The sequence below is a fragment of the Arthrobacter sp. 8AJ genome, assembly GCF_902506025.1.
Classification (GTDB): Bacteria; Actinomycetota; Actinomycetes; order Actinomycetales; family Micrococcaceae; genus Arthrobacter.
The window spans coordinates 2,009,559-2,032,726 of record NZ_LR733289.1 but is presented as its reverse complement, the minus strand read 5'-3'; the positions used below and the strand labels follow the sequence as shown (position 1 = coordinate 2,032,726).

The 23,168-nt window shown below is 66.0% G+C and carries 22 protein-coding genes; 6 read left to right on the top strand and 16 right to left on the bottom strand.

What is annotated here, in order from left to right; all coding sequences use genetic code 11:
- Window positions 1–83: 83 nt before the first annotated feature.
- From ruvC to pdxT, 3 genes are all read right to left on the bottom strand, one after another.
- Window positions 84–662 (bottom strand): crossover junction endodeoxyribonuclease RuvC, encoded by a 579-nt coding sequence (gene ruvC, locus BACI349Y_RS09485; RefSeq protein WP_159631890.1) that lies wholly within the window; start codon window positions 660–662, stop codon window positions 84–86.
- 68 nt (window positions 663–730) lie between these two features.
- Window positions 731–1,486 (bottom strand): YebC/PmpR family DNA-binding transcriptional regulator, encoded by a 756-nt coding sequence (locus BACI349Y_RS09480; protein ID WP_159631889.1) that lies wholly within the window; start codon window positions 1,484–1,486, stop codon window positions 731–733.
- 3 nt (window positions 1,487–1,489) lie between these two features.
- Window positions 1,490–2,200, bottom strand: coding sequence for a pyridoxal 5'-phosphate synthase glutaminase subunit PdxT (pdxT, locus tag BACI349Y_RS09475; RefSeq protein ID WP_159631888.1), 711 nt, complete (start codon window positions 2,198–2,200; stop codon window positions 1,490–1,492).
- A gap of 89 nt (window positions 2,201–2,289) precedes the next feature.
- On the opposite strand from pdxT, the gene BACI349Y_RS09470 reads away from it, so the two are divergent.
- Both BACI349Y_RS09470 and BACI349Y_RS09465 read left to right on the top strand, forming a co-directional pair.
- Complete coding sequence (locus tag BACI349Y_RS09470; protein WP_201302420.1) at window positions 2,290–3,582, top strand: Mur ligase family protein; 1,293 nt, start codon at window positions 2,290–2,292, stop codon at window positions 3,580–3,582.
- Window positions 3,579–4,334, top strand: coding sequence for a type 1 glutamine amidotransferase (locus BACI349Y_RS09465; protein ID WP_159631886.1), 756 nt, complete (start codon window positions 3,579–3,581; stop codon window positions 4,332–4,334). Before BACI349Y_RS09470 ends, BACI349Y_RS09465 begins: the two co-directional genes overlap by 4 nt.
- Before the next feature lie 16 nt (window positions 4,335–4,350).
- Here the strand turns inward: BACI349Y_RS09465 and BACI349Y_RS09460 are convergent, their stop codons facing one another.
- A complete protein-coding gene (locus tag BACI349Y_RS09460; RefSeq protein ID WP_159631885.1) occupies window positions 4,351–5,724 on the bottom strand; it encodes a ferredoxin reductase family protein in 1,374 nt (457 codons plus the stop codon).
- A 163-nt stretch (window positions 5,725–5,887) separates the two neighbouring features.
- Here BACI349Y_RS09460 and BACI349Y_RS09455 point away from each other — a divergent pair, with 163 nt between their 5' ends.
- Entirely contained in the window at window positions 5,888–7,900 is a 2,013-nt protein-coding gene (locus BACI349Y_RS09455; protein ID WP_159631884.1) for a M3 family metallopeptidase, read from the top strand.
- Window positions 7,901–8,187: 287 nt separating this feature from the next.
- Here BACI349Y_RS09455 and pdxS read toward each other — a convergent pair whose 3' ends face one another.
- The 6 genes from pdxS to BACI349Y_RS09425 form a co-directional block, all read right to left on the bottom strand.
- Entirely contained in the window at window positions 8,188–9,114 is a 927-nt protein-coding gene (pdxS, locus tag BACI349Y_RS09450) for a pyridoxal 5'-phosphate synthase lyase subunit PdxS (RefSeq protein WP_159631883.1), read from the bottom strand.
- A gap of 137 nt (window positions 9,115–9,251) precedes the next feature.
- Complete coding sequence (gene pgsA / locus BACI349Y_RS09445; RefSeq protein WP_159631882.1) at window positions 9,252–9,875, bottom strand: phosphatidylinositol phosphate synthase; 624 nt, start codon at window positions 9,873–9,875, stop codon at window positions 9,252–9,254.
- Entirely contained in the window at window positions 9,865–10,452 is a 588-nt protein-coding gene (locus tag BACI349Y_RS09440) for an HIT family protein (protein ID WP_159631881.1), read from the bottom strand. Before BACI349Y_RS09440 ends, pgsA begins: the two co-directional genes overlap by 11 nt.
- 18 nt (window positions 10,453–10,470) lie before the next feature.
- Window positions 10,471–12,480, bottom strand: a complete 2,010-nt coding sequence (gene thrS / locus BACI349Y_RS09435) for a threonine--tRNA ligase (RefSeq protein ID WP_159631880.1) — start codon at window positions 12,478–12,480, stop codon at window positions 10,471–10,473.
- Window positions 12,481–12,608: 128 nt separating this feature from the next.
- Window positions 12,609–16,124, bottom strand: coding sequence for a DNA polymerase III subunit alpha (locus tag BACI349Y_RS09430; RefSeq protein ID WP_159631879.1), 3,516 nt, complete (start codon window positions 16,122–16,124; stop codon window positions 12,609–12,611).
- 10 nt (window positions 16,125–16,134) lie between these two features.
- Window positions 16,135–16,485, bottom strand: coding sequence for a DUF6504 family protein (locus BACI349Y_RS09425; RefSeq protein ID WP_159635463.1), 351 nt, complete (start codon window positions 16,483–16,485; stop codon window positions 16,135–16,137).
- A 133-nt stretch (window positions 16,486–16,618) separates the two neighbouring features.
- On the opposite strand from BACI349Y_RS09425, the gene BACI349Y_RS09420 reads away from it, so the two are divergent.
- Entirely contained in the window at window positions 16,619–17,008 is a 390-nt protein-coding gene (locus tag BACI349Y_RS09420) for a hypothetical protein (RefSeq protein ID WP_159631878.1), read from the top strand.
- Window positions 17,009–17,016: 8 nt separating this feature from the next.
- Here BACI349Y_RS09420 and BACI349Y_RS09415 read toward each other — a convergent pair whose 3' ends face one another.
- Window positions 17,017–17,340 (bottom strand): chorismate mutase, encoded by a 324-nt coding sequence (locus BACI349Y_RS09415; RefSeq protein ID WP_159631877.1) that lies wholly within the window; start codon window positions 17,338–17,340, stop codon window positions 17,017–17,019.
- A gap of 16 nt (window positions 17,341–17,356) precedes the next feature.
- Between BACI349Y_RS09415 and BACI349Y_RS09410 the strand changes: the two genes are divergently transcribed.
- On the top strand, window positions 17,357–17,779 hold the full coding sequence (locus tag BACI349Y_RS09410) for a VOC family protein (RefSeq protein ID WP_159631876.1): 423 nt from the start codon (window positions 17,357–17,359) through the stop codon (window positions 17,777–17,779).
- A gap of 24 nt (window positions 17,780–17,803) precedes the next feature.
- Here the strand turns inward: BACI349Y_RS09410 and BACI349Y_RS09405 are convergent, their stop codons facing one another.
- A complete protein-coding gene (locus BACI349Y_RS09405; RefSeq protein ID WP_159631875.1) occupies window positions 17,804–18,565 on the bottom strand; it encodes an SOS response-associated peptidase in 762 nt (253 codons plus the stop codon).
- A 133-nt stretch (window positions 18,566–18,698) separates the two neighbouring features.
- Here BACI349Y_RS09405 and BACI349Y_RS09400 point away from each other — a divergent pair, with 133 nt between their 5' ends.
- A complete protein-coding gene (locus tag BACI349Y_RS09400) occupies window positions 18,699–18,956 on the top strand; it encodes a mycoredoxin (protein WP_141941622.1) in 258 nt (85 codons plus the stop codon).
- A 28-nt stretch (window positions 18,957–18,984) separates the two neighbouring features.
- Here BACI349Y_RS09400 and BACI349Y_RS09395 read toward each other — a convergent pair whose 3' ends face one another.
- The 4 genes from BACI349Y_RS09395 to BACI349Y_RS09380 form a co-directional block, all read right to left on the bottom strand.
- A complete protein-coding gene (locus BACI349Y_RS09395) occupies window positions 18,985–19,734 on the bottom strand; it encodes a lipoate--protein ligase family protein (protein ID WP_159631874.1) in 750 nt (249 codons plus the stop codon).
- Between the two features lie 122 nt (window positions 19,735–19,856).
- A complete protein-coding gene (locus tag BACI349Y_RS09390) occupies window positions 19,857–21,569 on the bottom strand; it encodes an ABC1 kinase family protein (protein WP_159631873.1) in 1,713 nt (570 codons plus the stop codon).
- 5 nt (window positions 21,570–21,574) lie between these two features.
- Window positions 21,575–22,114, bottom strand: coding sequence for a PadR family transcriptional regulator (locus BACI349Y_RS09385; protein WP_159635460.1), 540 nt, complete (start codon window positions 22,112–22,114; stop codon window positions 21,575–21,577).
- Window positions 22,115–22,233: 119 nt separating this feature from the next.
- A complete protein-coding gene (locus tag BACI349Y_RS09380) occupies window positions 22,234–23,037 on the bottom strand; it encodes a thioesterase family protein (protein WP_159631872.1) in 804 nt (267 codons plus the stop codon).
- Window positions 23,038–23,168 lie beyond the last annotated feature (131 nt).

The following is a 23,168-nucleotide window of genomic DNA, read 5'->3' as shown; positions in this document are numbered from 1 at the left end:
CTCCCGTTGTACTGCGGGCCTCCCCACTGGGAGCCCGGCTATCCGAACATATCTACGAATACCCTAGCAAGCGGCAAGGACAATCAGCGTGCACGGCGCGCTTTCGCCTCTGCTTCCGCCCATGCCCGCTGGGCCGGCGTCAGGGAAGAGCTGCCGGGACCGGTGGTGGCGACGGCAGCGCCACTCCCGGCCCGCCACGCATGGGTGATGGCCAGCGCCAGCGCATCGGCCGCGTCGGCGGGCCGCGGCGGAGCGTCAAGCCGGAGGATCTTGGTGACCAGTTTGGTCACGGCGTCCTTGTTCGAGGACCCGCTTCCGGTCACCGCGGCTTTAACTTCCGACGGCGTATGCAGCGCCACCGGGATTCCCCGGCGGGCCGCCGCCGCGATCACCACGCCGGACGCCTGCGCGACGCCCATCACCGTGCTGACGTTGAGCTGCGAGAAGACGCGTTCGACGGCGAGGACCTCGGGCTCGTAACGGTCCAGCCACTCGTCGATGGCCGTGGCGATCACCAGCAGGCGGCGGTCAAGGGTCTCGTCCGGCGAGGTGCCGACAACCCCTACCGCCACCATGCTGGCCCGGCGGTTGCGTTCAACATCCACCACGCCGATGCCGCAGCGGGTCAGGCCGGGGTCAACGCCCAGGACGCGGAGCGTCACTTCTGCCCCGCTGCGGGCGGCAGGGCCGGCTGGAGCTCCCGCTGCGGTCTAGCTGGCAAGGCCGGACGTCACTCGGATTCCAGGGCGGCCTGGACTTCGTCGCTGAGGTCGGCATTGCTGTACACGTTCTGGACGTCGTCGAGGTCTTCAAGAGCGTCCGCCAGCTTCAGGAACTTGCGGGCGCCGTCGACGTCGAGTTCCACCTGCATGGAGGGCACGAATTCAACCTCGTCCGTGTCGTACTCAATGCCGGCTTCCGCCAGGGCCTCCCGGATGGCCTGGAGATCGCCCGGTTCCGAGTGGATCTCGAAGGTCTCGCCGTTGTCCTTGACTTCCTCCGCGCCCGCATCCAGGACGGCCATCAGGACGTCGTCCTCGCTCAGGCCGTTCTTAGGCAGGTTCACTACGCCCTTGCGGGTGAAGAGGTAGCTCACGGAACCGGGGTCGGCGATGGTGCCGCCGTTGCGGGAGATGGCCAGGCGGACTTCGGAGGCTGCCCGGTTCTTGTTGTCCGTGAGGCACTCGATCAGCAGGGCCGAGCCCTGGGGGCCGCGGGCCTCGTACATGATCTCGGTGTAGTCCACCACTTCGCCGGTGAGGCCGGCGCCGCGCTTGATGGCACGGTCGATGTTGTCGTTGGGAACCGAGGTCTTCTTGGCCTTGGTCACGGCCAGTTCCAGGCCGGGGTTGCCGGCGAGGTCCGGTCCGCCCATCCGGGCGGCAACTTCGATGTTCTTGATCAGCTTGGCGAACGACTTTGCGCGGCGGCTGTCAATGATCGCCTTTTTGTGCTTGGTCGTTGCCCATTTGGAGTGGCCTGACATGCTTTACGCTTCTCCTCTGATCATGCGGATAAAAAGTTCGTGTACGCGTTTCTCGCCGGTCACTTCCGGATGGAAGGAGGTGGCCAGCAGCTGGCCGGAACGCACTGCGACAATTCTAGCCGCCCCGGGCAGCGGTACGGCGTGCGAGGCTTGTCCGGGATCTGCCGGTTCCACCTGGGCCAGGACCTCCACGTCCGGCCCCACGCGTTCCACCCAGGGCCCGCGGATGAAGACAGCGTGCACCGGTTCCACGCCCGATTCGGTGGCACTGAAGTCCAGCCCCTTGAAGTCCAGGTCGGTTTCGAAGGATTCGCGCTGCCGGCCGAAGGCATTGCGGCGGACGGTGATGTCCAGGCCGCCGAACGTCTGCTGGGGGGCGCCGGACAGGTCGGTTGCCGGGTCGGCGATGTCCGACGCGAGCAGGATCATCCCCGCGCATGAGCCGTAGACGGGCAGGCCCTCGGCGATGTACTTGCGCAGCGGGTCGGCAAGGTCGAAGGCCCGCGCCAGCTTATCGATCGTGGTGGATTCGCCGCCGGGAATAATGAGGCCGTCCAGGCCATCGAGCTCCTCCGGGCGGCGGACGGCAACGCCCTGCGCGCCGGTGGCCTCTGCGGCACGCAGGTGCTCGCGAAAGTCTCCCTGGAGGGCCAGGACACCGATCCGCAGGCCTGAGCCCACGCGCGCAGGATCAGCAGAAGGCGGGTTTGTCATCCCTCCAGCATACGGCCCCGGCCCTCCGCCCGGTGCGGCGGGCCGGGGCGGGCAAAGGTTGCATGCCGCTGCTGGGATATATTCGAAACATGGTCTTCTTCACTGTTCCGCTCGGCAAGCTGGTCCGCAGGGTATCCCGGCTGCGGGGCGGCGGGTCCGCACTTCCGGGCCTGGTGGTCGAGAAAATCGATCCCGGCTTCATGCGGCGGACGCTCACCACCCTGCCCCACGGCGTGGCTGTGGTCAGCGGCACCAACGGAAAGACCACCACCACCAAAATGGTGGTCGAACTCCTGGAAAGCCAGGGCCTGAAGGTTTTCACCAACCGGACCGGCAGCAACTTCACGCGGGGCGTGGCAGCGGCCCTCCTGGGCGAGGTGGACTGGCGCGGCAGGCTGGACGCGGACGTTGCCGTCCTGGAACTCGATGAAGCCCACGCCGTCCATTTCGTGAACAGCGTTCCGCCCCGGTACTGCCTCCTGCTGAACGTGCTTCGCGACCAGCTGGACCGCTTCGGCGAAATCGACAAGACCGCACAGCTCCTGCAGCACATCGCCGCCAAGACCACGGGAACAGTGGTCCTGAACCGCGAGGACCCGCGGGTTGCCCGGATCGCGGACACGCTGACGGGACAGGACGTCAGGTACTTCGGCCTGGACGACTCCCTGCTGGGCACCTTCCCGAACGATGACGACATGCGCGCCGCTCCCGGCAGCCCCGCCCCGGCGGGCCTGCCCGCCAAACCGGAGGCCGACGTCGTCCTCCGCAAGGTGGGCGCAGACAGCGCCGAATTCGAGTACGACGGCGGCACGGTCACCACGGCGATGAAGCTGCGCGGCGTGTACAACATCTTCAACGCAGCCGCTGCTCTTACGCTCGCCCGCAGCATTTGCGGCGGCGGGGCCGCCACCGCGAACCACGAGACCCTGCTGCAGGCGCTGTCCCAGGTGGCACCAGCCTTCGGCCGCGGCGAAAGCCTGACAGTGGACGGCCAGCCCCTGGACCTGGTGCTGGTCAAGAACCCCAGCGGCTTCCGGCTGGGACTGAAATCCTTCCCCGCTGCCGGTTACGCCACGATGATCGCCATCAACGACAACTACGCCGACGGCCGGGACATGTCCTGGCTGTGGGACGTGGAATTCGATTCTCTTCGCGGGGGCGGGGTGGAGGTGCTGACCGGATCGCGCGCCTATGACATGGCGCTGCGGCTGCAGTACGACGAAGTCCGCGTTGGCGCCGTGGACACCGACATTCCCGCCGCCCTTGCCGCCTTCATCCGGGAAGGCCGGGGCAAACCCAAACGGATCTTCTGCACCTACACCGCCATGCTTGCCATCCGCCGCGAGCTGTCCAAAATCACCACCGTGGAGGTTGTCTCGTGAGTCCGGCAGAAGCAGCAGAAGCTGGCGACCAGTCCAAGGGCACGCTGCGCGTGGTCCAGCTGTACCCGCGGGACATGAACATCTATGGCGACTGGGGCAATGCCCTGGTCCTGCAGCGCCGCATCCAATGGCACGGGTACACCCCCGAACTGCTTGAGTACAACGTGGGCGATCCCTTTCCCGAAGGCGTGGACATCATTGTGGGCGGCGGCGGCCAGGACAGCGGCCAGTTGGTCATCCAGGACGACCTGCAGGCCCGGGCCGGCCAGCTGAAGGAGTTGGCCGAGGACGGCGCACCCATGCTGGTCATCTGCGGCCTCTACCAGCTTTTTGGCCGTTTCTTCAAGACGCGGACGGGTACTGTCATCCCGGGCATCGGCGTCCTGGACGTGGAAACCCACGGTACCGACGAGCGCCTGATCGGCAACGTCAAGGTCTCAACCACCGAGTTCGGCGAAGTCCTCGGTTACGAGAACCACAGCGGCCAAACCACCCTGGGCAGCGGGGTGCGGCCGCTCGGGACGGTGGCCAAGGGAACGGGGAACAACAGCAACGACGGTCATGAGGGGGCGCGGTACCGAAACATCGTTGCCAGCTACCTGCACGGCTCGCTGCTTCCCAAGAACCCTGCCATTGCCGACTACCTCATCCGCACGGCCGCGGAGCGCAAGTTCGGCAGCTTCTCCCCCGGCACCCCTGACGACGCCTACGCGGTCCTGGCACGGGAGCACGCCGCCCGCCGGCCCCGCTGAACTGCGACCGCCTGGATCACCGCCACTGGAAGTACTCCCGGTGGATGTTGAGCCTGCGGACACCCGCTGCCCGGAAGGCTTTGCGGAACTGCCGGAGCATGGCGTCGGGCCCACCCATGAAAACTGACAGCAGGCGCGGTTCGGTGCCCACCGCGGCCATGACCGCGGCCGGGGTCAGCCGCCCGTCCCTTTCGGTGTCAACCACATGGACCTTGAGCCGCGGGTGGTTCCTGGCGATGGCGATGATTTCCTCGGCAAAAGGCGACGGGCCCGCCGAGGTAACGAAGAAGTCGACATCTTCCTGCAGCCCGCCGCCCGGGTCTGCGTCCAGCGACCGCAGCCAGCTCAGGAAGGGCGTGATCCCCACCCCGCCGGCGATCCAGACCTGGTGGGCAGTGCCCTTGTGCCGGTCAAATCGGCCGTAGGGGCCGCCCACCACGGCCGGCATCCCAGGCTGGACCACGTCGGGAAGCCTTGTGGTGTGGTCACCCAGCGCCTTGACCGTGATGCTGATGCCGCCCTCCTGGGCGGGCCCGGAAATGGAAAAGGGGTGCCGCTGCCAGCCATCCGCTGTTTCGAGGTAGACCATGGCGAACTGGCCGGGTTTGAACACCAGGGGGCGGCCCAGGGGACGGAGCGCCACCTCCACCAGATCGGCCGCGACCGGGCGGACCCCTGCGACTTGGTAGTCGTGATGGGGCAGGAAACGGCGCGCCAGCAGCTCCCGGTAGACGTAGAATGCCAGCCCCGTTCCGCCGATGGCCACATAGCTCCACCGCAGGACGGGCGCCGCTTCAAACGCACTGGCATCGAGCAGTCCATGCAGGAATCCGGCAGCCACGAACAAGCCTGTGAGGCGGTGGAAGCCGCGCCAGCGCTCATAACCACCCAGCAGGCGCACCACCAGGCGGACACCCTTGGTCTGCAGTGCGGCGAGCACCACGCGGCGGACGGGCGCCGGCAGCATAGTCCGCCAACGCGGCAGCACCGCCCACACCACCAGTGCGGCAAGGCCGGAAATGGCCACCACGGCCAGTGTCTTACCCACGCTGGTTGCCTCCGGGTTGGACGCAAGTTCTATGTGCGGCAGCAACAGGACAGTAGCCGTAACGGCGGCCCTGCGGTGCCAGATCGCTGCATGGTCTATGCCGCCGAACACCGGCTCAACGTGCGGGAGTGTGCTGACCAGGACCAGGGCGATGGAATACAGCAGCACGGATTCGCCGCCGAACAGCTGGCCCACATGGCGGAGTACGGGTTCACCTTCCGGGCGCGCGAAGTACCAGAAGATGCCGTAGGCCAGGGCCAGGACCGTGACGGCGCCCGGGCCCACCCACCGTACGGGCACACCCAGGGATGCAGCCGCCTGCGTCGTGGCACTTTTGCTCATGGACCGGTGGCCCCCTCGTATAGCCGAACCCGTGTACGCCTTCCAGCACGTGCGGAATGGGGCCCGGAACGGACACCATAGCGGCAATTCTAGGGATGTGACCTGGGAGGCAGCACCATTTCCATCAATTGAGAACCGCGCCCTGCTGTGAAAGGTTTACCCCATGACCAACCCCCTCCTTGCCGCCAGTCCCCTGCCCTACGGTCTTCCGCCTTTCGAGGCCCTCACAGCAGGCCAGTACGGCGCCGCCATCGAATCAGGACTGGCTGCCCACCTGGACGAGATCCGGGCCATCAGCAGCAACGCCGCACCGGCCACGTTTGAAAACACGGCACTGGCCATGGAACGCTCCGGGCAGCTCCTCAACAGGGCGGCTGCGGCATTTTTCACCTTGGTGTCGGCGGATGCCTCCGCGGAAATCCGGGAACTTGAAACAGAGCTTTCGCCGCGCTTCCAGGCCCACCAGGACGAAGCTTTCCTCAACAGTGCACTGTATGGGCGCTTTGCCGGCATAGATACGGACAGCCTCGATCCCGAGTCAGCCCGCCTGGTGGAGGAGTACCTCAAGGAGTTCCGCCAGTCCGGGATCCAGCTCGATGCGCCCGGCCAGGAGCGGCTGCGTGCCATCAACGCTGAACTGGCCCGGTTGGGCACGGAGTTCGGACAGCGGGTCAAGGAGGGGATGAAGTCCGCGGCGCTGCTGCTGGAGGACGCCGGCGACCTGGCGGGCCTGCCGGCGGACGACGTCGCCAGTGCCGCGGAAGCGGCACGCGCCGCCGGGCACGACGGCAAATTCCTGCTTACCCTGATCCAGCCCGGCAACCAGCCGGCGCTGGCCTCGCTCGAGAACCGGGACGTCCGCCGTCGTCTGTTCGAAGCATCCGTGGCCAGGGGCAGTGGCGGCGGGAGCCTGGATGTCCTGGACCTGGCCCGGGAGATGGCCGGGCTGCGGGCGGAAAAGGCCCAACTGCTGGGTTTCGCCAACTACGCCGAACTGGTGGCCGACCGGCAGACGGCGCCGGACTTCGAAGCCGTCCGGACGATGCTGGGCCGGATGGCGCCGGCGGCCGTCCGCAATGCTGACGCCGAGGCGGCAGCCCTGGCCGACGCCGCCGGGCATCCGCTGGAGGCTTGGGACTGGGCCTACTATTCGGCAAAGGTGCGGCGGGAGAAGTACGACGTTGATGAACAGGCACTGCGTCCGTATTTTGAGCTGGACCGGGTGATCACGGATGGAGTGTTTTTTGCAGCCACTGCGCTGTACGGGATCACGTTCCACGAGCGGCACGACCTCCGCGCCTATCATCCGGACGTTCGCATCTGGGAGGTCCGGAACGGGGACGGAACCGGCCTGGGGTTGTTCCTGGGCGACTACTATGCGCGTGAATCCAAGCGCGGCGGTGCGTGGATGAACTCGCTCGTGGACCAGTCTGGACTCCTGGGCACCCGGCCGGTGGTGATCAATACGCTCAACATTTCCAAGCCGCCCGCGGGTGAGCCGACGCTCCTCACCCTGGACGAGCTGCGCACCCTTTTCCACGAGTTCGGCCACGCCCTGCACGGCTTGTTCTCCGACGTCACCTATCCCCGCTTTTCCGGCACTGCCGTGCCCCGGGACTTTGTGGAGTATCCGTCGCAGGTGAACGAGATGTGGATCATGTGGCCGGAGGTGCTGTCCAACTACGCACGCCACCACGTCACCGGCGAACCTCTTCCGCGGGACGTTGTGGACAGGCTTGAGGAATCCCGGCTCTGGGGCGAAGGGTTTGCCACCACCGAGTACCTGGGCGCAGCCCTCCTGGACCTGGCATGGCACACGCTGGAGCCAGGCGACGTTCCGGACGATGCCGTGGAGTTCGAGGCTAAGGCCCTGGCTGCGGCAGGGATTGCGCACCCCCTGATCCCGCCCCGGTACCGCACAGGCTACTTCCAGCACATCTTCGCCGGCGCCGGCTACGCGGCCGGCTACTACTCCTACATCTGGAGCGAGGTCCTGGACGCGGAGACCGTGGACTGGTTCAAGGAGAACGGCGGCCTGTCCCGCGCCAACGGCGAACGCTTCCGGCAAGAACTCCTCAGCCGCGGCAACAGCCGGGACCCCCTGGAGTCCTTCCGGATCCTGAGGGGCCGCGAAGCAGGACTGGACCCGCTGCTCAAGCGCCGAGGCCTGGAGTAACCCCCATCGATTGCTGAGTACTTGTCGTTTTGAGCCCGGAAAACGACATCTACGGAGCAACCGATTTAAAAGAACGACGCCGGTCCCCCACCAAAGAAGGTGAGGGAACCGGCGTCGTAAGTTAGGTCAGTAAACCCGACCCGAAGCGGCAGGCGGTGGTGATCCGGCAGCGTGCGTAAAAGGGGCCCCGCGTCCCGGCTCGCCGCGAAGCGGCTTTAGCGGGACGCGGGGAATAGCACGCAGAGGATCAGCGCCGCCAGGCGCCCAAAGTGGACGCGAGGAGAGACTTACCAGCCGCGCTCAGCCAGGCGGTGCGGCTGGGGGATCTCGTCGACGTTGATGCCCACCATGGCTTCGCCGAGCCCGCGGGAGGCCTTGGCAATGACGTCGGGGTCGTCAAAGAAGGTGGTGGCCTTGACGACGGCGGCGGCGCGCTGGGCAGGGTTGCCGGACTTGAAGATGCCGGAGCCGACGAACACGCCGTCGGCGCCGAGCTGCATCATCATGGCAGCGTCAGCGGGGGTGGCGATGCCGCCTGCAGTGAACAGGACGACGGGGAGCTTGCCGGCAGCGGCAACTTCCTTGACCAGTTCGTACGGGGCCTGGAGTTCCTTGGCGGCGACGTACAGCTCGTCCTCGGGCAGCGAGGAGAGCTTGGCGATCTCCGAGCGGATCTTGCGCATGTGGCCCGTGGCGTTGGAGACGTCGCCGGTGCCGGCCTCGCCCTTGGAGCGGATCATGGCCGCGCCCTCGTTGATGCGGCGCAGGGCCTCACCGAGATTGGTGGCACCGCAGACGAAGGGAACCTTGAAGTTCCACTTGTCGATGTGGTTGACGTAGTCGGCCGGGGTCAGGACCTCGGACTCGTCGATGTAGTCGACTCCGAGGGACTGCAGGACCTGGGCTTCCACGAAGTGGCCGATGCGGGCCTTGGCCATCACCGGGATGGATACGGCGTCAATGATCTGGTCGATCATGTCGGGATCGGACATGCGGGACACGCCGCCCTGGGCGCGGATATCGGCCGGAACACGCTCCAGCGCCATGACTGCCACGGCACCGGCGTCTTCGGCGATGCGGGCCTGCTCGACGTTGACGACGTCCATGATGACGCCGCCCTTGAGCATCTCGGCCATGCCACGCTTCACGCGGCTGCTGCCCGTGACGCTGTTCGCGGACGAACCGGCCTCGTTGCTTACATCAGGTGTAGACACAAAAACCCCTATGGGTAGACAGATGATCTTCGCCGGGCATGCGGCGGCAGCTGCCGGAGGTGCACGCACGGATTGCCGGGTCGCTTGACCGGGCACTTATATACTAGTCCCCCGCCGCACGGCCAGCTTAATCATGCTTAATCAGCGGGCGTGGGTTCCGCCAGTGACTGCCGGCGCACGGAAACGACGCGCTGCACGACGGTGATGAGGCTCGCCGCAGCCAGGAGGACCAGGGTGGCCAGGAGCACCACCGGTGGCAGTCCCAAACCGGTCAGGCCGGTGACCACCAGCACGGAGACCAGGCGTTCGGCCCGTTCTGCGATCCCGACGTTGGCGGTGAACCCCAGCGACTCGGCCTTGGCCCTGGCGTAGGACACAACCATGCCCAGGACCAGGCACAGCAGCGCGCTGACGGCGATGGCGGTGTTGTATCCACCGGTGAAGAACCATACGGACACGCCGGCGAAGAGGGCCCCATCAGCGACCCGGTCAAGGGTGGAGTCGAGGAAGTTTCCCCAACGGCTCTTGACGTCCTGCATCCGGGCCATGATGCCGTCCAGGACGTCGGAAAAGATGAACGCGGTGATGAAGACGGTCCCCCAAAAGAGTTGACCCAGGGGGTAGAAGATGAGGGCTCCCGCGGCAACACCCGCGGTTCCGAGGATGGTGACCGCGTCCGGGGAGACTCCAATTTTCAGGAGCCAGCGGGCCAGTGGGGTAAACAGCGCGGTGAAGAAACCGCGGGCATGCCTATTCAGCATCCGACTCCCCGGGCCAGGCCTCAGCCACTTGTTGCCGGACCTCATCAAGGGTCTGGGTAATGGCTTTGGTCTGGGCGATGATGGGGAAGAAATTACCGTCCCCGCCCCAGCGCGGCACAATGTGCTGGTGCAGGTGTGCGGAGATACCTGCACCGCCCACCACGCCCTGGTTCATGCCCAGGTTGAAGCCGCCGGGATTGGACACTTTCCGCAGGACCCGCATGGCCGTCTGGGTCAGCTCGGCGAACTCCGCTGTTTCTTCAACCGTAAGGTCCGTGTAGTCCGGAATGTGCCGGTAGGGGCAGACCAGCAGGTGGCCCGGATTGTAGGGGAACAGGTTCAGCACCACATAGCAGGTCCGTCCGCGGTAGACGATGAGCGCCTCTTCGTCAGTGCGGCCGGGGCCTACGCAGAACGGGCAGTCGTTCTCGTTCTTGAACTGGTGCTGGCCGCCCTTGATGTAGGCCATGCGGTGCGGAGTCCACAGGCGCTGGAAGGCGTCCGGGACACCGGCGAGGGCAAAGTCGTCGGTAACGCCGGCATCGCCTGGATATCCTGCGCCTGTGTTCTCCTGCACTGTGCTGCTTCCGTTCGGCTAGCTGGTCCGGTTGCGGACGGCTTCGGTGATGCGCTTGACCGCTTCCGCGACGGGCACGCCGTTGTCCTGGCTTCCGTCCCGGAAGCGGAACGAAACAGCGCCCGCCTCTGCATCGTCTCCGCCCGCGATCAGCACGAACGGGATCTTGTCCTTGCTGGCGGTGCGGATCTTCTTGGGGAAGCGGTCCGAGGACGTATCCACCTCGGCGCGGATACCTGCCGCCTTGAGCTGGCCAACGACGTCGAACATGTAATCGTTGAACGCCTCCGCCACGGGGATGCCCACCACTTGGACCGGAGCCAGCCACGCGGGGAACGCCCCGGCGTAGTGCTCGGTGAGGACGCCCATGAAGCGCTCCACCGATCCGAAGAGCGCGCGGTGGATCATGACGGGACGCTGGCGGCTGCCGTCGGCGGCCTGGAATTCCAGCTCGAACCGTTCGGGCAGGTTGAAGTCCAGCTGGATAGTGGACATCTGCCAGGTACGGCCCAGGGCATCCTTGGCCTGCACCGAAATCTTGGGACCGTAGAAGGCTGCTCCGCCTGGATCGGGCACCAGCTCCAGCCCGGACTCCTGGGCTACCTCGGCGAGGGTCCTGGTGGCTTCCTCCCAGGTGGCGTCGTCGCCGACGTACTTCTCGGGGTCCTTGGTGGACAGCTCGAGGTAGAAGTCGTTCAGCCCGTAGTCCTTGAGCAGGTCCAGGACGAAGGTGAGGGTCTTGGTGAGTTCGTCCTTCATCTGCTCGCGGGTGCAGTAGATGTGGGCGTCGTCCTGTGTCATGCCCCGGACACGGGTGAGGCCGTGCACCACACCGGACTTCTCGTACCGGTACACGGAGCCGAATTCGAACAGCCGCAGGGGCAGCTCACGGTAGGACCGGCCGCGGGAGCGGAAGATGAGGTTGTGCATGGGGCAGTTCATCGGCTTCAGGTAGTAGTCCTGGCCGGGCTTGCGCACTGTGCCGTCCTCATTGAGTTCAGCGTCGACGTGCATGGCAGGGAACATGCCGTCCTTGTACCAGTCCAGGTGCCCCGAGACCTCGTACAGGTGGCCCTTGGTGATGTGCGGGGTGTAGACGAACTCGTAGCCGGCCTCGACGTGCCGCTGCCGCGAGTAGTCCTCCATCTCCTTGCGGATGATGCCGCCCTTGGGGTGGAAGACGGGCAGGCCGGAGCCCAGTTCGTCCGGGAAGGAGAACAGGTCCAGTTCGGAGCCGAGCTTGCGGTGGTCGCGGCGCTCGGCTTCGGCGATGCGTTCCTGGTAGGCCTTCAGGGCGTCCTTGGTGGGCCAGGCGGTGCCGTAGATGCGCTGCAGCTGCTGGTTCTTCTGGTTGCCCAGCCAGTAGGCCGACGACGAACGGGTCAGGGCGAAGGCGTTGGAGATGAGCTTGGTGTTGGGCAGGTGGGGGCCGCGGCAGAGGTCGCACCAGACGGTGGCGCCTTCCTTGCGTTCCACGTTGTCGTAGATGGTGATGTCGCCGGCGCCGACTTCGACGTTCACGCCTTCCCCGGCTTCGGCGGCTTCGTTCTTTTTGCCCAGGAGCTCGAGCTTGTAGGGCTCGTTCTTCATGGCTTCGCGGGCCTCGTCCTCATTGACCACGCGGCGGACGAACTTCTGGTTCTGGTTGATGATCTTCTGCATCATCTTTTCGAGGGTCTTGAGGTCCTCGGGAGTGAACGGCTCGGCAACGTCGAAGTCGAAGTAGAAGCCGTCGGTGATGTAGGGGCCGATGCCGAGTTTGGCGTCGGGACGGAGCTGCTGCACGGCCTGGGCCATGACATGGGCGGTGGAGTGCCGCAGGACATTCAGGCCATCGGGGGAATCAATGGTGACGCCTTCCACCTCGGCGCCTTCAGGAAGTTCCTGGTCCAGGTCCTTCAGCTCGCCGTTGACGCGGGCAACAACAACGTCACGGCGCTCAAAGAAGAGTTCCGCACCGGTTGTCCCGGTAGTCACCTTGGTCTCTTCGCCATCGACGAGAAGGGTGATCTGCTGGGCATCTGACACGGGTGTCTCCTATTCAAAGTTGAGGCTTCATAGCTTGTGGCATACGGGGACCACAGCCAGCCACCGTCAATGCTATCGGTTCCGGTATGGGCCGACCAACGCGGCACACGGGGGGTGCGGAACCGCGGTTACCCGTTGAACCCGGTAATCGCCAGCGTCCTGCTGATGCCATCCAGGGGATGTGGCACATCGCCGAAGGCCTCCGGGCCGGACACCCCGGTGGACCCGCCGATGGACTCCGGCAAGGGCAAACTGTCCGTTTTGCCCAGGTCCCAGGCCATGCTCGCGCTGATGCTGATGCCCCGAGGACCGGTCCTTCGGGTGGTCCCGCGGATCAGCAGCAGGCGTGTTCCAAACAGAAGCGGACCGGCGTTTTCCTGGGCCTCGTGGAAGAAGACCGAATCCACGCAGCCGGTGCCGTCGTCGATGCTGATGAACACCACCCTCCTGCCGCCACGCATGGGTGGGGTCTGGGTGGCCACCCGCACTCCTGCCACCAGCACTTCTGTACCGTTGCGCAGGCTGAGGAGTTTATCGGCAGTGGTGACGCCCAGCCTTTCCAGCAGGGGACGGTGGCTGTCCATCAGGTGCGTGCTGACATCCACGGCCATGAGGTCAAGTTCTGCCCGGACGTTTTCCACCAGCGTGGGGGCAGGGAGCCCGGGCTTGATGTTGCGCAGTTCGACGTCGCCCAGGGGAAGGGACAGCTGCCCCTCCAGCACCTCAAAGCCTTTCCGCGGGCCATTGGCTGATTGAAGCTGCTGCAAATGGTGCACCAGGTCCGCGCGGTTGGCGGTGCCTCCGGCTTCGCGGTGCAGGGAATCAAAGGCCCCCAGCTGTGCAAGGCGCCTGATGCTTGGCTTGCTGAGCCGCGAGCGCGCCCGGAGATCCGCAAGTGAGTCATAGGGCTGGCCGGCGACAATCCGCTTCAGTTCTGCAGCAGAGAGGCCGTAAATCCCGTTCAGGCTGAGCCTGATTCCCAGCCTGCCGGCGTCCCTGCCTGTCCCGATCCGCTCCACCCGGTATTCGGCTTTGCTGCGGTTAATGTCCAGGGAAAGGATGGGGATGCCCAGCCGGCGGGCTTCGGCCACGAGCAGCCGTTTGGGGTACATGCCGGGGTCGTGCTCCCATAATCCTGCAAGGAAGGCTTCCGGGTGGTGTGTCTTGAGCCAGGCGGACTGGTAGGTGGGGACAGCGAAAGCAGCCCCGTGGGCTTTGCAGAAGCCGAAGCTGGCAAAGGACTTCAACGTCCCCCACACTTTGTCCACCACCTCGGGGGCGTACCCCCTGGCCTTGGCGTGGCACCGGAAGTACTCCTCCACCCGCGCTTCTCCGGCCTCGCTGCTGAGTGCCCGGCGGAATTCGTCGGCTTTTGCCAGGCCGCAGCCGGTCATGACGTGGAGGGTTTTCAGGATCTGCTCGTGGAAGACGGTGACCCCGTGGGTTTCCTGCAGCACCGGCTTGAGGTCAGGGTGCGGGTAGACCTCAGGGGCGAATCCGTGCCGGTGTTCCAGGAAGGGCCGCACCATGTCCGATTTCATCGGTCCCGGGCGGAACAGTGAAATATCGATGATGAGGTCGTTGAACTCCCGCGGCGCCATTTTGCCGATCAGTTCCCGCTGCCCGGGTGATTCGATCTGGAAGCAGCCAAGGGTATGCGTGCTCCTGATCAGCTCATAGGTGGCTTCGTCGTCGAGGGGGACGGCGTTGAGGTCTATCCGGCCGTTGGCGGCAATGTAATCGGGGCCGGAACCTTCCGGGCCAGCAGGGTGGTTCCCCGCCTTGACCACTTCCTCCTTGGAGGGATGGATCCTGATGATCTCCCGGACCGCAAACGCCATGGCGCTTTGCATGCGGACACCCAGGACATCGAGTTTGAGCATGCCCATGGGGTCCATGTCATGTTTATCGAACTGGCTCATGGGCAGTCCAAGACCGCTGGGCTGGACCGGGGTGCGGTCCAGGAGGGTGGCATCACCCAGGATGACGCCGCACGGGTGCATGGATATGTGGCGGGGCAGCCGGTCGAGCCGTTCGGTCAGGTCCACCAGCAGGTCCAGTTGCTGGTTGCCATGGGCGTCGCGTTGCTCCACCCGGCCGGCAAACTCTCGCAGTTCCGGTTTTTCCTGCAGTGCTTCCCGGAATTTCCGTGCAGAGAACCGCCACAGCTGCTTGGCGATCTCCCCCACCTCGTCGTCGTCCATGCCCAGCGCCAGGCCGGCGTCGCGCACGGCACCACGGGCGCGGTATCCGTTCTGCATGCTCATCAGGGTTACCCGTTCAGAGCCGAAGCGTTCGAAGATGCGGTGGTAGACGTTGTGGCGTTCAGCGCTTTCGACGTCGATGTCGATGTCCGGAAGGGTGGCGCGGTCGTTGGAGAGGAAACGTTCAAAGATCAGGTCGTGCTGGAGGGGATTCACATGGCTGACATCGATCAGGTAATTGACCAGGCTGGATGCTCCCGATCCTCTTGCTGCCGCCCTGACCCCCATGTCCTGGATCATCCGGGACACCTCGGCAACAGTGAGGAAGTACGAGGAGAAGCCCAGGTTGTGGATGATCCCAAGCTCATGGTCCAGGCGGGCCAGGATCTCCTTCTCCGTGTTGCCAGTGGCGCCCGGGAACCTCCGGCCGATTCCTGCATGGCAACGCTGGATGAGTTCAGCGTGCGGATCCTGGTTGATGCCAATAACGGATGCTTCGGGAACCACGGGCTGTTTCCATCCCATGTCTGAGGTGGGATCGATCCGGCAGAGATCGGCGAGCGCCTCCGTCTGCGTCATCAGCTGCTTGAGATCGGCGGCACCATAACCGGCAGCGGAAATGATTTCCTTGCCCAGCCCCAGCATCTGCGCCGGGGTTTTCAGCCACCCCTGGCCGGTGGGCTGCAGGAGTGGCTCCCCTGCCAGTTCGGGCAGGGACTTCAATGTCCGGGCCGAATCCAGGACGTCAGCGGTTGGTGCTCCGTCCGCAGCGCAGTACCTAACGGCATTGGACAGGACCGCCGGTACCTGGTGTTCCTCGGCGAGCCTGAGCATGCGCACAGCATGCGCCGTGCTCATCGGGGTACCAGGTGCGCTGAGTTGGGAGACGATTTCAGCCACCACGGTTCCGGCGGGCATGGCGTCAAGCCACTGCTTGAAGAGGGTCCGGGGCCGCAGGTAGCGCCGTCCGCCCATGGCCCGGCCCACATCCGAATCAGGGCCGAGCAGTACGGTGAGCACCGGCTTAAGGGTTTGGGGGTCCAGGGTGCGGGAGGCCAGTTCGGCGCGGGTGACAGCAGCGGGCACCGCTCCCCCGGCTTTCCCCGAGGTCCTTGCGTGGGCGTCCGAAACCAGCCGGCACAGCGCACGGTATCCGGCACCGTTGTTTTGGCCGCGGGCCAGCACCACCACCCTGCCTGACACCTGCGTTCGGTGATCGCCGTCGTCGTCAAACACTGCAAGGTCCACCCCCACAATGGGGTCGATGCCCGCTGCCATGCAGGCCTTGAGGTGCTTGATGGTTCCGTAGAGGCCATCCCGGTCTGTACAGGCGAGGGCTGTGGCACCGTCGGCGGCGGCAGCCATGGCCAGTTCCTCCGGCCAGGAAACACCGTAATGGGCGCTGAACGCCGTGGAAACGTGAAGGTGGGTGAAGCTCATGCTGGACTGGTCAGGCTGTTCTGTGGCGGAGGGCGTCATGGATCCGCAGCAGCCGCCAACGGTTGCTGCGGAGATGGCGGGTCAGGTCAAGGGTGAGGGGTTCTGCGCCGGCCGGTTCTTCCGGCGCAGCGGAACGGGAGGCTGCCCGGGAGGGCAGAACCTGCACGCGCCAGATTTCGTGATCCACCACGCCCTGGCCGCTTCCCAGCGGTGCCCTGCTGTCCTCCGCCCACCATTGCCGGCGTTCGTACCACCGGAGGGGTTCGGCGCAGACGGTGTAGGAAGCCCCGGCCCAGGTCAACGATTCCGGCTGTCCGGCTTTGTTGCACACCACGTCAACAGACTCGCTGAACATGCCCATGCGCACCTCCCGGACGATTCTCCCCATAACAGGCATTCGAATATGTATTCGAATAAAAACCAGTCTACGCCGGGATGGCATCAAAACATAGGCGGGGGTGGACGGGGCGTGCGGCAGGGAGCAGGATGTTGGCATGAGTACCGATGACGCACTCCTGAAGCAGGCCAGCATCAAGACCGAGGACTCCACCCTGGTCGCCACGTTCGATATCGACGGCACCATACCGGTATCCGGTGCCTACGTGGTGGGGTTGATGGGAGCCTCGCCTGATTATTCGGCGCAGCGCCGGCTGTGCATTGAGTTCATGAACGGGGAGGCCATCGCCTGCTACGCGTTCAACCGGGACCAGGGAATCGAAGAGGATTACGACCTGTCCGGCGTCACCCACTCACAGAGCAGCATCACCGGCAGCTTTCCCCTGACGGCGTTGAACGGGCTCGGGCAGGGGCATGTCCTGTCCGCCTTCAGTGAGGCGGACGGACGGGAGTTCCAGCACGGGGTGCCGGTGGAGGAAGCGCTCTAAGCTCTTCCTCAGCTGTTTTCTTTATGGATCCGCAGTTCAAGTTCAATGAACGCGGAGATCATGGCCCGGTAGGTTGACTCCACGATGTCCGGGTCAATGTCCTTTTTCTCGGCAGCAGCCCGCACGTGTTCAATGATCCGCTCCACCCGGCCCGGGGCGCGCACCTCGGCGTCATCACCCTTCAGCGTGCCGGCGATCCTGATCAGCCGCTCGCGGCGGGCGATGAGGGTGACAATCTGCTCATCCACCTCGTCAACAGCAACCCGGACGGCAGCGAGCTGTTCCCTGTCGGCCCGGGCATCCCTATCGTTTCCTTGAATTGTCGCCATCATCTGACAGTATCGAAGCATGGAGCCCAGAGTCGACTTTATCTCCCTCGGTGTCCGCAGTGTCGAGGCCTCGCGCGCCTTCTACGTGGACGGCCTTGGCTGGCCCGTCCACCGCGAGGTTGCCGGGGAAGTCCTGTTCATCCAGGTAAACCATGGGCTGGTGCTCTCCCTCTGGGACAGCACCCAGATGCAGGCCGAAGCCGGCACCAGTCCTCCCGCCGGCGTCCCCGGCATCACGCTCAGCCACAACCTGGGAAGCCCGCAGGAAGTGGACAGCGTCATGGAACAGGCTGCGGCGGCCGGTGCTGCCATCGTTGCCGAGCCCGTCACCAAGGCGTGGGGCGGCTACGCAGGATATTTTGCCGACCCTGACGGGTTCCGCTGGGAAGTGGCGTACAACCCCACCTGGGCAGTGGACGACGCCGGCACGGTCACCGTCTGACGGGCGGCGGCCCCGGCGGGGCTGCTAGAACAGGGCTTCCACCGGGCGGATCAGTTCCGGGCCGTTGTTGCGGACATTGCCCACTTCCTTGCCCACGGAGTCCACCTGCCAGTCGGCGGCTGCCTCCTTAACCCCTGACCGCACCAGGTCAACGAGTGCAGCGGCATCGTCCGCCTGCGGGTCCAGCCAGGCCTCCATCGTGGCCTTGTCCATGGGCAGCGGCACCCTGTCATGCAGCTCGGTCAGTTTCCCGAAGATGGTGGATTCCGTCCCTGGCGGCGGCGTGTCGGCCGTGAGGATCGACGTCGACAGCAGCCAGCGTCCGGGCTCCCCCTCCGGCACGGACGGGTCCTTCCACCACTCGTAGAGGCCGGCGAAAACCAACCCATGGTCCCCGCCCGGGTGCACGTAGTAGGGCTGCTTCGATTTCCCGGGCCCCTGCTTCCATTCGTAGTAGCCGTCCGCCGGGACGGCGCAGCGGCGGGACTGCACAGCCTTCCGGAAGGCCGGCTTCTCCAGCACGGATTCGCTCCGGGCATTGATCATGCGGGATCCGATCCCGGGATCCTTTGCCCAGGACGGGACCAGGCCCCAGCGCGCCACATGCAGCTGGCGGACCTGCCGGGGCTCGGCATCGCCATCCACCAGCCGCTCCAGCACGATGGGGACCGCGTCGGTGGGTGCCACGTTCCAGGACGGCGGGATGGTGACCTCGTCCTCCAGCCCGGCGTCGAATTCGGCCAGGAGATCACCCACGGCGCGTGCCATTACGTAGCGTCCACACATGCCACAAGCTTGCCACCGCCCGCCACAAACTGTCATCCAGGCACCGCAGCGGCCACCCGGCACGGGGGAATACCGCCGGCCACGCTACGGTTGACAGTAAGGAAACCTTTCAAGCGACGTATAGGAGATCCCTGTGGACTTCACTCCCGAATCCGGCACCATCACCATGTTTTCCACCACCTGGTGCGGCTACTGCAACCGGCTGAAGAAGCAGCTGGACGCACAGGGCATCGGCTACACCGAAATCAACATCGAAGAGGTGGACGGCACGGCTGAACTCGTGGAGCAGCTGAACGGTGGCAACCGCACCGTCCCCACGGTCCTCTTCCCGGACGGCACCGCGGCCACCAACCCGTCCGCCGCGGAGGTCAAGAGCCGCCTGGCCGCCTGACCGGCCGCCGCGCCGGAACTGTTGCGGGTCATGCCCCCAGGCTGCTGAAGGAACCAGCTTCCAGGGTGGCATGGCCCGCATACGTGTTAAGGATGGCCTGCTCGACGGCGGCGACGTCCAGGCCTGGCACCAGATCGTTGGCGGCGCCGGCGGTGGCGGGATCCCAGTCCAGGCCGAGCGCGGCATAGCTGTCGGTAAGGACCTTCCGGATCGGGGCGGAGTCCTCCACCACAATCACCGAGCTGAAGAGCCAGCCGCCGGAGACAACCCGCTGGGCGGTGCCCACCAGTTTCACCCTCCGGGAGCTGTCTGCGGGGTCGGTACCGTGGACACTGAATTCGCCGGGACAGTATTCACCGGGAATTTCACCCACGGCCGCCTGCACGCCCACGCTCCGCAGCGCCTCCGCAAACAGGTCCCCGAAGTAGCCGAACCGGGCTTTGGATCCGGCGACGGCGTCGGTATCCGGTTCAATGTGGTCCACCACCAGGGTGCCCCGGTGGTAGGCGGCAGCGCGGCCGCCCGCCCTCCGGACCAGGGGTTCGAAGCCGTTGTCCCGGCAGGCCTGGGCTGCGGCGTCGAATCCCGGCAGCCGGGTATCCCGCTGCCCGAACGCCACGGTGGGCGACGGCCGGTACAGCCGCAGGGTGGGACCAATGGCGCCGCTCCGTGCTCTTGCCAGCAGCTCCAGGCCGAATTCGAGGTCCCGGCCCGCGCCGAGCGACACGTCCTGCCGCACCACGGTGAGCGTGCTGGATCCGGTACCGGTGTGGTGCATTGTGGCGAAGCTCCCATGGTGTGGCGGCGACAATTTCAACGTCGACAGGTTTCAGTGGCGGCGGTTCATGGCCCGCGGACGGGCAGGCCACCCCTAGGTTACGCCCGACGGCGGCAGCCGCCTTAACGTCCCCGCCGCCCCACCCACAGCGCGTGCAGCAGCGGAAGGGCCGACGCGGTCATCAGCACATTGCCCAGCGCAAGGTCGTCGGGGCGGACAATGGCTCCCGCGAGCAGCAGGGCCCCGAAGACCAGGGCCGAGGCTGAGCGGCGCACAGCCCGGTCCAGCCGCGCAGCCTGGCGCTCCAGGCGTGGGACGGAAACCTGCAGCGATCCTTCCTCCAGCCTCCCGGCCAGGGCATCCAGGCGGCCCGGGAGGCGGAGGGCAACACCGGCAGCGTCGACAGCCTGCCGGGCAACGTCCTGCACCACGTTGCCCCGTTCGTTCCGCAGCAGCTGCGCGGCGTAGGGCTCCACCGAATCCCAGAGGTTGAAACGCTCATCCAGGGCACTGCATACCCCGGAGGTCAGGGACATGGCCCGGATGATCAGCAGGAAGTTCTCCGGCAGCTGGAACGGCAGCGACCGGACCACGTCGCCGAACTCCACGGCAAAGTCACGGAACTCCCGCGGGTCGACCTCGCGCAGTTCGGCGAATCCCATGCCGCCGAAGCGGGCGAAGAGCTGCGTCATGGCGCGTTCCAGGCCCACGCTGTCGGCTGACGGCATCAGGACGCCCACGTCATTGATGGCCGCCACGAGCCCCTTGCCGTCCCGGGCGGCGGCTGCGATCAGCAGCTTCCGCAGGCCGCTGCGCGTGGAGGCCGTGACTTCGCCCATCATCCCGAAGTCGATGAACGTCAGCTTCCAGGGAAGTCCCCCTGCGTCCGGGGGGACCGGGGTGACGAAGATGTTCCCCGGATGAGGGTCGGCGTGGAAGAAGCCGTTGGTGAACAGCTGGTCGAACATGATGGACGCGAATACCGGTGCAACCGCGGCGGGATCGATGCCGGCGGCACGGAGCGCCCGGACGTCCGTGATCTTGATGGCTGTGACGTCCTCCAGGGTGAGCACACGGCGGGTGGTCCGTTCCCACACCACGCCCGGGACTTCCACGCGGTCGTCCCCGGCGAAATCCGCGGCGAACCGCTCGGCGTTGACGGCCTCGTGCAGGTAGTCGATTTCCAGCAGGCTGGTCTGGGCGAATTCCTCCACCAGCGCCGGCATGTCGGCGCGGCGGGAAACGAGCCGGATGTGGCTGAGCCAGCCGGCAACCTTGCGCAGGGCGGCAAGGTCGACGTCGACAATCGCGCCGATGCCCGGGCGCTGCACTTTCAGGACCACGGCGTCGAGTCCGGTGTCCCCGGCGTCGGCAGGATTCAAGCGGCCGCGGTGGGCCTGGCCCAGGGAGGCAGCCGCGATCGGTGCCGGGTCCACCGAGGCAAAAACGTGCTCCAGCGGTGTTCCCAATTCCCTGGCGGCCAGGGCGGAGATGGCCGGGAAGTCGACCGGCGGCACCTCGTCCTGCAGCCCCTCCAACTCCTTGGTGATCTCGGGCGGAAGGACATCGAGCCGGGAGGACAGGAACTGGCCCACCTTGATCATGAGGCCACCGAGGTCCACGGCCAGGTCATGGAAGCGCTGGGCAAAGCTCCGCATCCGCCGTGACCGCGTCCTGGCGGCCACCCGGCCGAGGCCAATCCGGGGCAGGAACAGCTCGAACCACCACGTGGCGGCGAGGTTCCAGGCAGCGAAGCGCAGAATCCGCCGGTAGCGGCCGCGGTGTTCCCGCAGGGGCAGCTGGGGGTTCGCCCTGTCCTGGACGGTGGACGCCACCCCCGTCAGTCCTGGGCGAGGATCGCGTACAGGCGGCGGCGGGCCTCGTCCAGCACCGCCACCGCCTGGTGCACCTGCTCCTGGGTGCCGGTACGGCCAACCTGCGCCGCGGCCTGGGCCAGCTCGATCCCGGCTTTGGGCAGGGAAGCAACGCCGCCGGGCAGGGGGCCGGCCGGATCCCAGGGCGCAGCCCCGGGGTGGGCCGCCACTTCCTCGCGGCCGGCTTCGGTCAATGAGTAGATTTTGCGGCCGTTGGATTCCTCGGCAGTGATTGATCCTTCATCCGCCAGCAGCTGCAGGGTGGGGTAGACGGAGCCCGCGCTCGGTTTCCAGCTGCCCCCGCTGCGTTCTTCGATCTCGCGGATGATCTGGTAGCCGTGCATGGGCCGTTCGGCCAGCAGGGCCAGCACCGCCGTCCTGACCTCACCTTTCCCGGCGCGGGTTCCGGCCCGCTTTTCGAACCGGGAGCGCAGTTCCTCGACGGCCTGCCACATACCGTCAAGATTGTTCCCGCCGAATCCGCCCGCAGGGTATGAAGCACGCATCATGAACTCCTTTGCCAATCGTGAACGATATACAACGATACTCAGCGATACATGCCCGCACCATAGGTCAGGACCCGCGCACGGCGAGGACCAGTCACAAGGTCAGGGAGTGGGAATCATCAGGATTTGCGCAGGGTCAGGATCTGTTCAGCCCGCCCGAACGGCCCCTGCCGGTCGTGCAGGACGGTGGATGTCAGCCCGATTCCGTCGCTGCCGAACGACACCGCGTTGTCCAGTCCGAGCCATTCCCCCCGGGGGCGGCGGTACATGTGGATCTGTAGGTCCAGGTTGGGGAACGCGTAGCTGCCTTTCCCCGGCGGAACCCTGGCCGCGATGCCGTTGGCCGTGTCCACCATGCCCATGAGGCGGGCCAGGTCGCCGCTGTCGGCGCGGTCGGTCAGGGGGTGGTCGGTGCGGAGCCACACCTTGCCCGCTCCGGGCCGGTGGCCCTCGGCCACCCTCATTTCGAGGGAGCGGATGTAGCCGCCGGGCCAGACGGCGGCGCCGTCGTACGGCTTGCATTCGTCGGGGCCGGGGATCCCTGCGTCCTCGACGGCGGCGACTTCAGCGGTGTCGCTGGTCAGCATGCGCCACCCGGCGGCGCGGATGGCGGTGCGGCCGCCGGCCACCAGCTCCGCCTGCACCAGTTCGATGGTCCTTCCGGGACGCAGCGTGGTGGTCTCGATCCGGAACTCGCCGCCCGGGATCAGTCCAAGGATCTCGTAGCTGAGGCGGGCCATCCGCATGTCTTCCCGTGGCTGGTGCCGTTCCAGGGCATCTGCCATGAGGCCCGACGCCGGGGCCATGTGCTGTTCGTGGACGTTCCAGGCACCCTGGGCGTGGATGGTGGAGCGGAGCCGCCCGCCGCCCAGGTCCTGGTAGTAGAAATTGCCTTCGGCGAGTTCAGGCAGGTCTGCAGTCAAGGCTGGCCCCTTACGGAAATTCAGTGAATTGCCACTAACTCTATCCCCCGTGGACACCGCACGGCGCGGCGGCGCGGGCAACGAAATGTTGGAGGGTGCGGGTGGCAATCGGACTAGAGTAAGGAACTGGT

Bases quoted from the DNA above. Each gene is read 5' to 3' on its own strand.
- BACI349Y_RS09480 (WP_159631889.1), bottom strand. From the start codon at position 1,486: ATGTCAGGCCACTCCAAATGGGCAACGACCAAGCACAAAAAGGCGATC.
- BACI349Y_RS09395 (WP_159631874.1), bottom strand. From the start codon at position 19,734: ATGCACCACACCGGTACCGGATCCAGCACGCTCACCGTGGTGCGGCAG.
- BACI349Y_RS09455 (WP_159631884.1), top strand. From the start codon at position 5,888: ATGACCAACCCCCTCCTTGCCGCCAGTCCCCTGCCCTACGGTCTTCCG.
- BACI349Y_RS09415 (WP_159631877.1), bottom strand. From the start codon at position 17,340: ATGATGGCGACAATTCAAGGAAACGATAGGGATGCCCGGGCCGACAGG.
- BACI349Y_RS09460 (WP_159631885.1), bottom strand. From the start codon at position 5,724: ATGAGCAAAAGTGCCACGACGCAGGCGGCTGCATCCCTGGGTGTGCCC.
- BACI349Y_RS09405 (WP_159631875.1), bottom strand. From the start codon at position 18,565: ATGTGTGGACGCTACGTAATGGCACGCGCCGTGGGTGATCTCCTGGCC.
- BACI349Y_RS09430 (WP_159631879.1), bottom strand. From the start codon at position 16,124: ATGAGCTTCACCCACCTTCACGTTTCCACGGCGTTCAGCGCCCATTAC.
- pgsA (WP_159631882.1), bottom strand. From the start codon at position 9,875: ATGCTGAATAGGCATGCCCGCGGTTTCTTCACCGCGCTGTTTACCCCA.
- pdxT (WP_159631888.1), bottom strand. From the start codon at position 2,200: ATGACAAACCCGCCTTCTGCTGATCCTGCGCGCGTGGGCTCAGGCCTG.
- BACI349Y_RS09425 (WP_159635463.1), bottom strand. From the start codon at position 16,485: ATGGGCATGTTCAGCGAGTCTGTTGACGTGGTGTGCAACAAAGCCGGA.
- BACI349Y_RS09410 (WP_159631876.1), top strand. From the start codon at position 17,357: ATGGAGCCCAGAGTCGACTTTATCTCCCTCGGTGTCCGCAGTGTCGAG.
- BACI349Y_RS09385 (WP_159635460.1), bottom strand. From the start codon at position 22,114: ATGCGTGCTTCATACCCTGCGGGCGGATTCGGCGGGAACAATCTTGAC.
- BACI349Y_RS09420 (WP_159631878.1), top strand. From the start codon at position 16,619: ATGAGTACCGATGACGCACTCCTGAAGCAGGCCAGCATCAAGACCGAG.
- BACI349Y_RS09470 (WP_201302420.1), top strand. From the start codon at position 2,290: ATGGTCTTCTTCACTGTTCCGCTCGGCAAGCTGGTCCGCAGGGTATCC.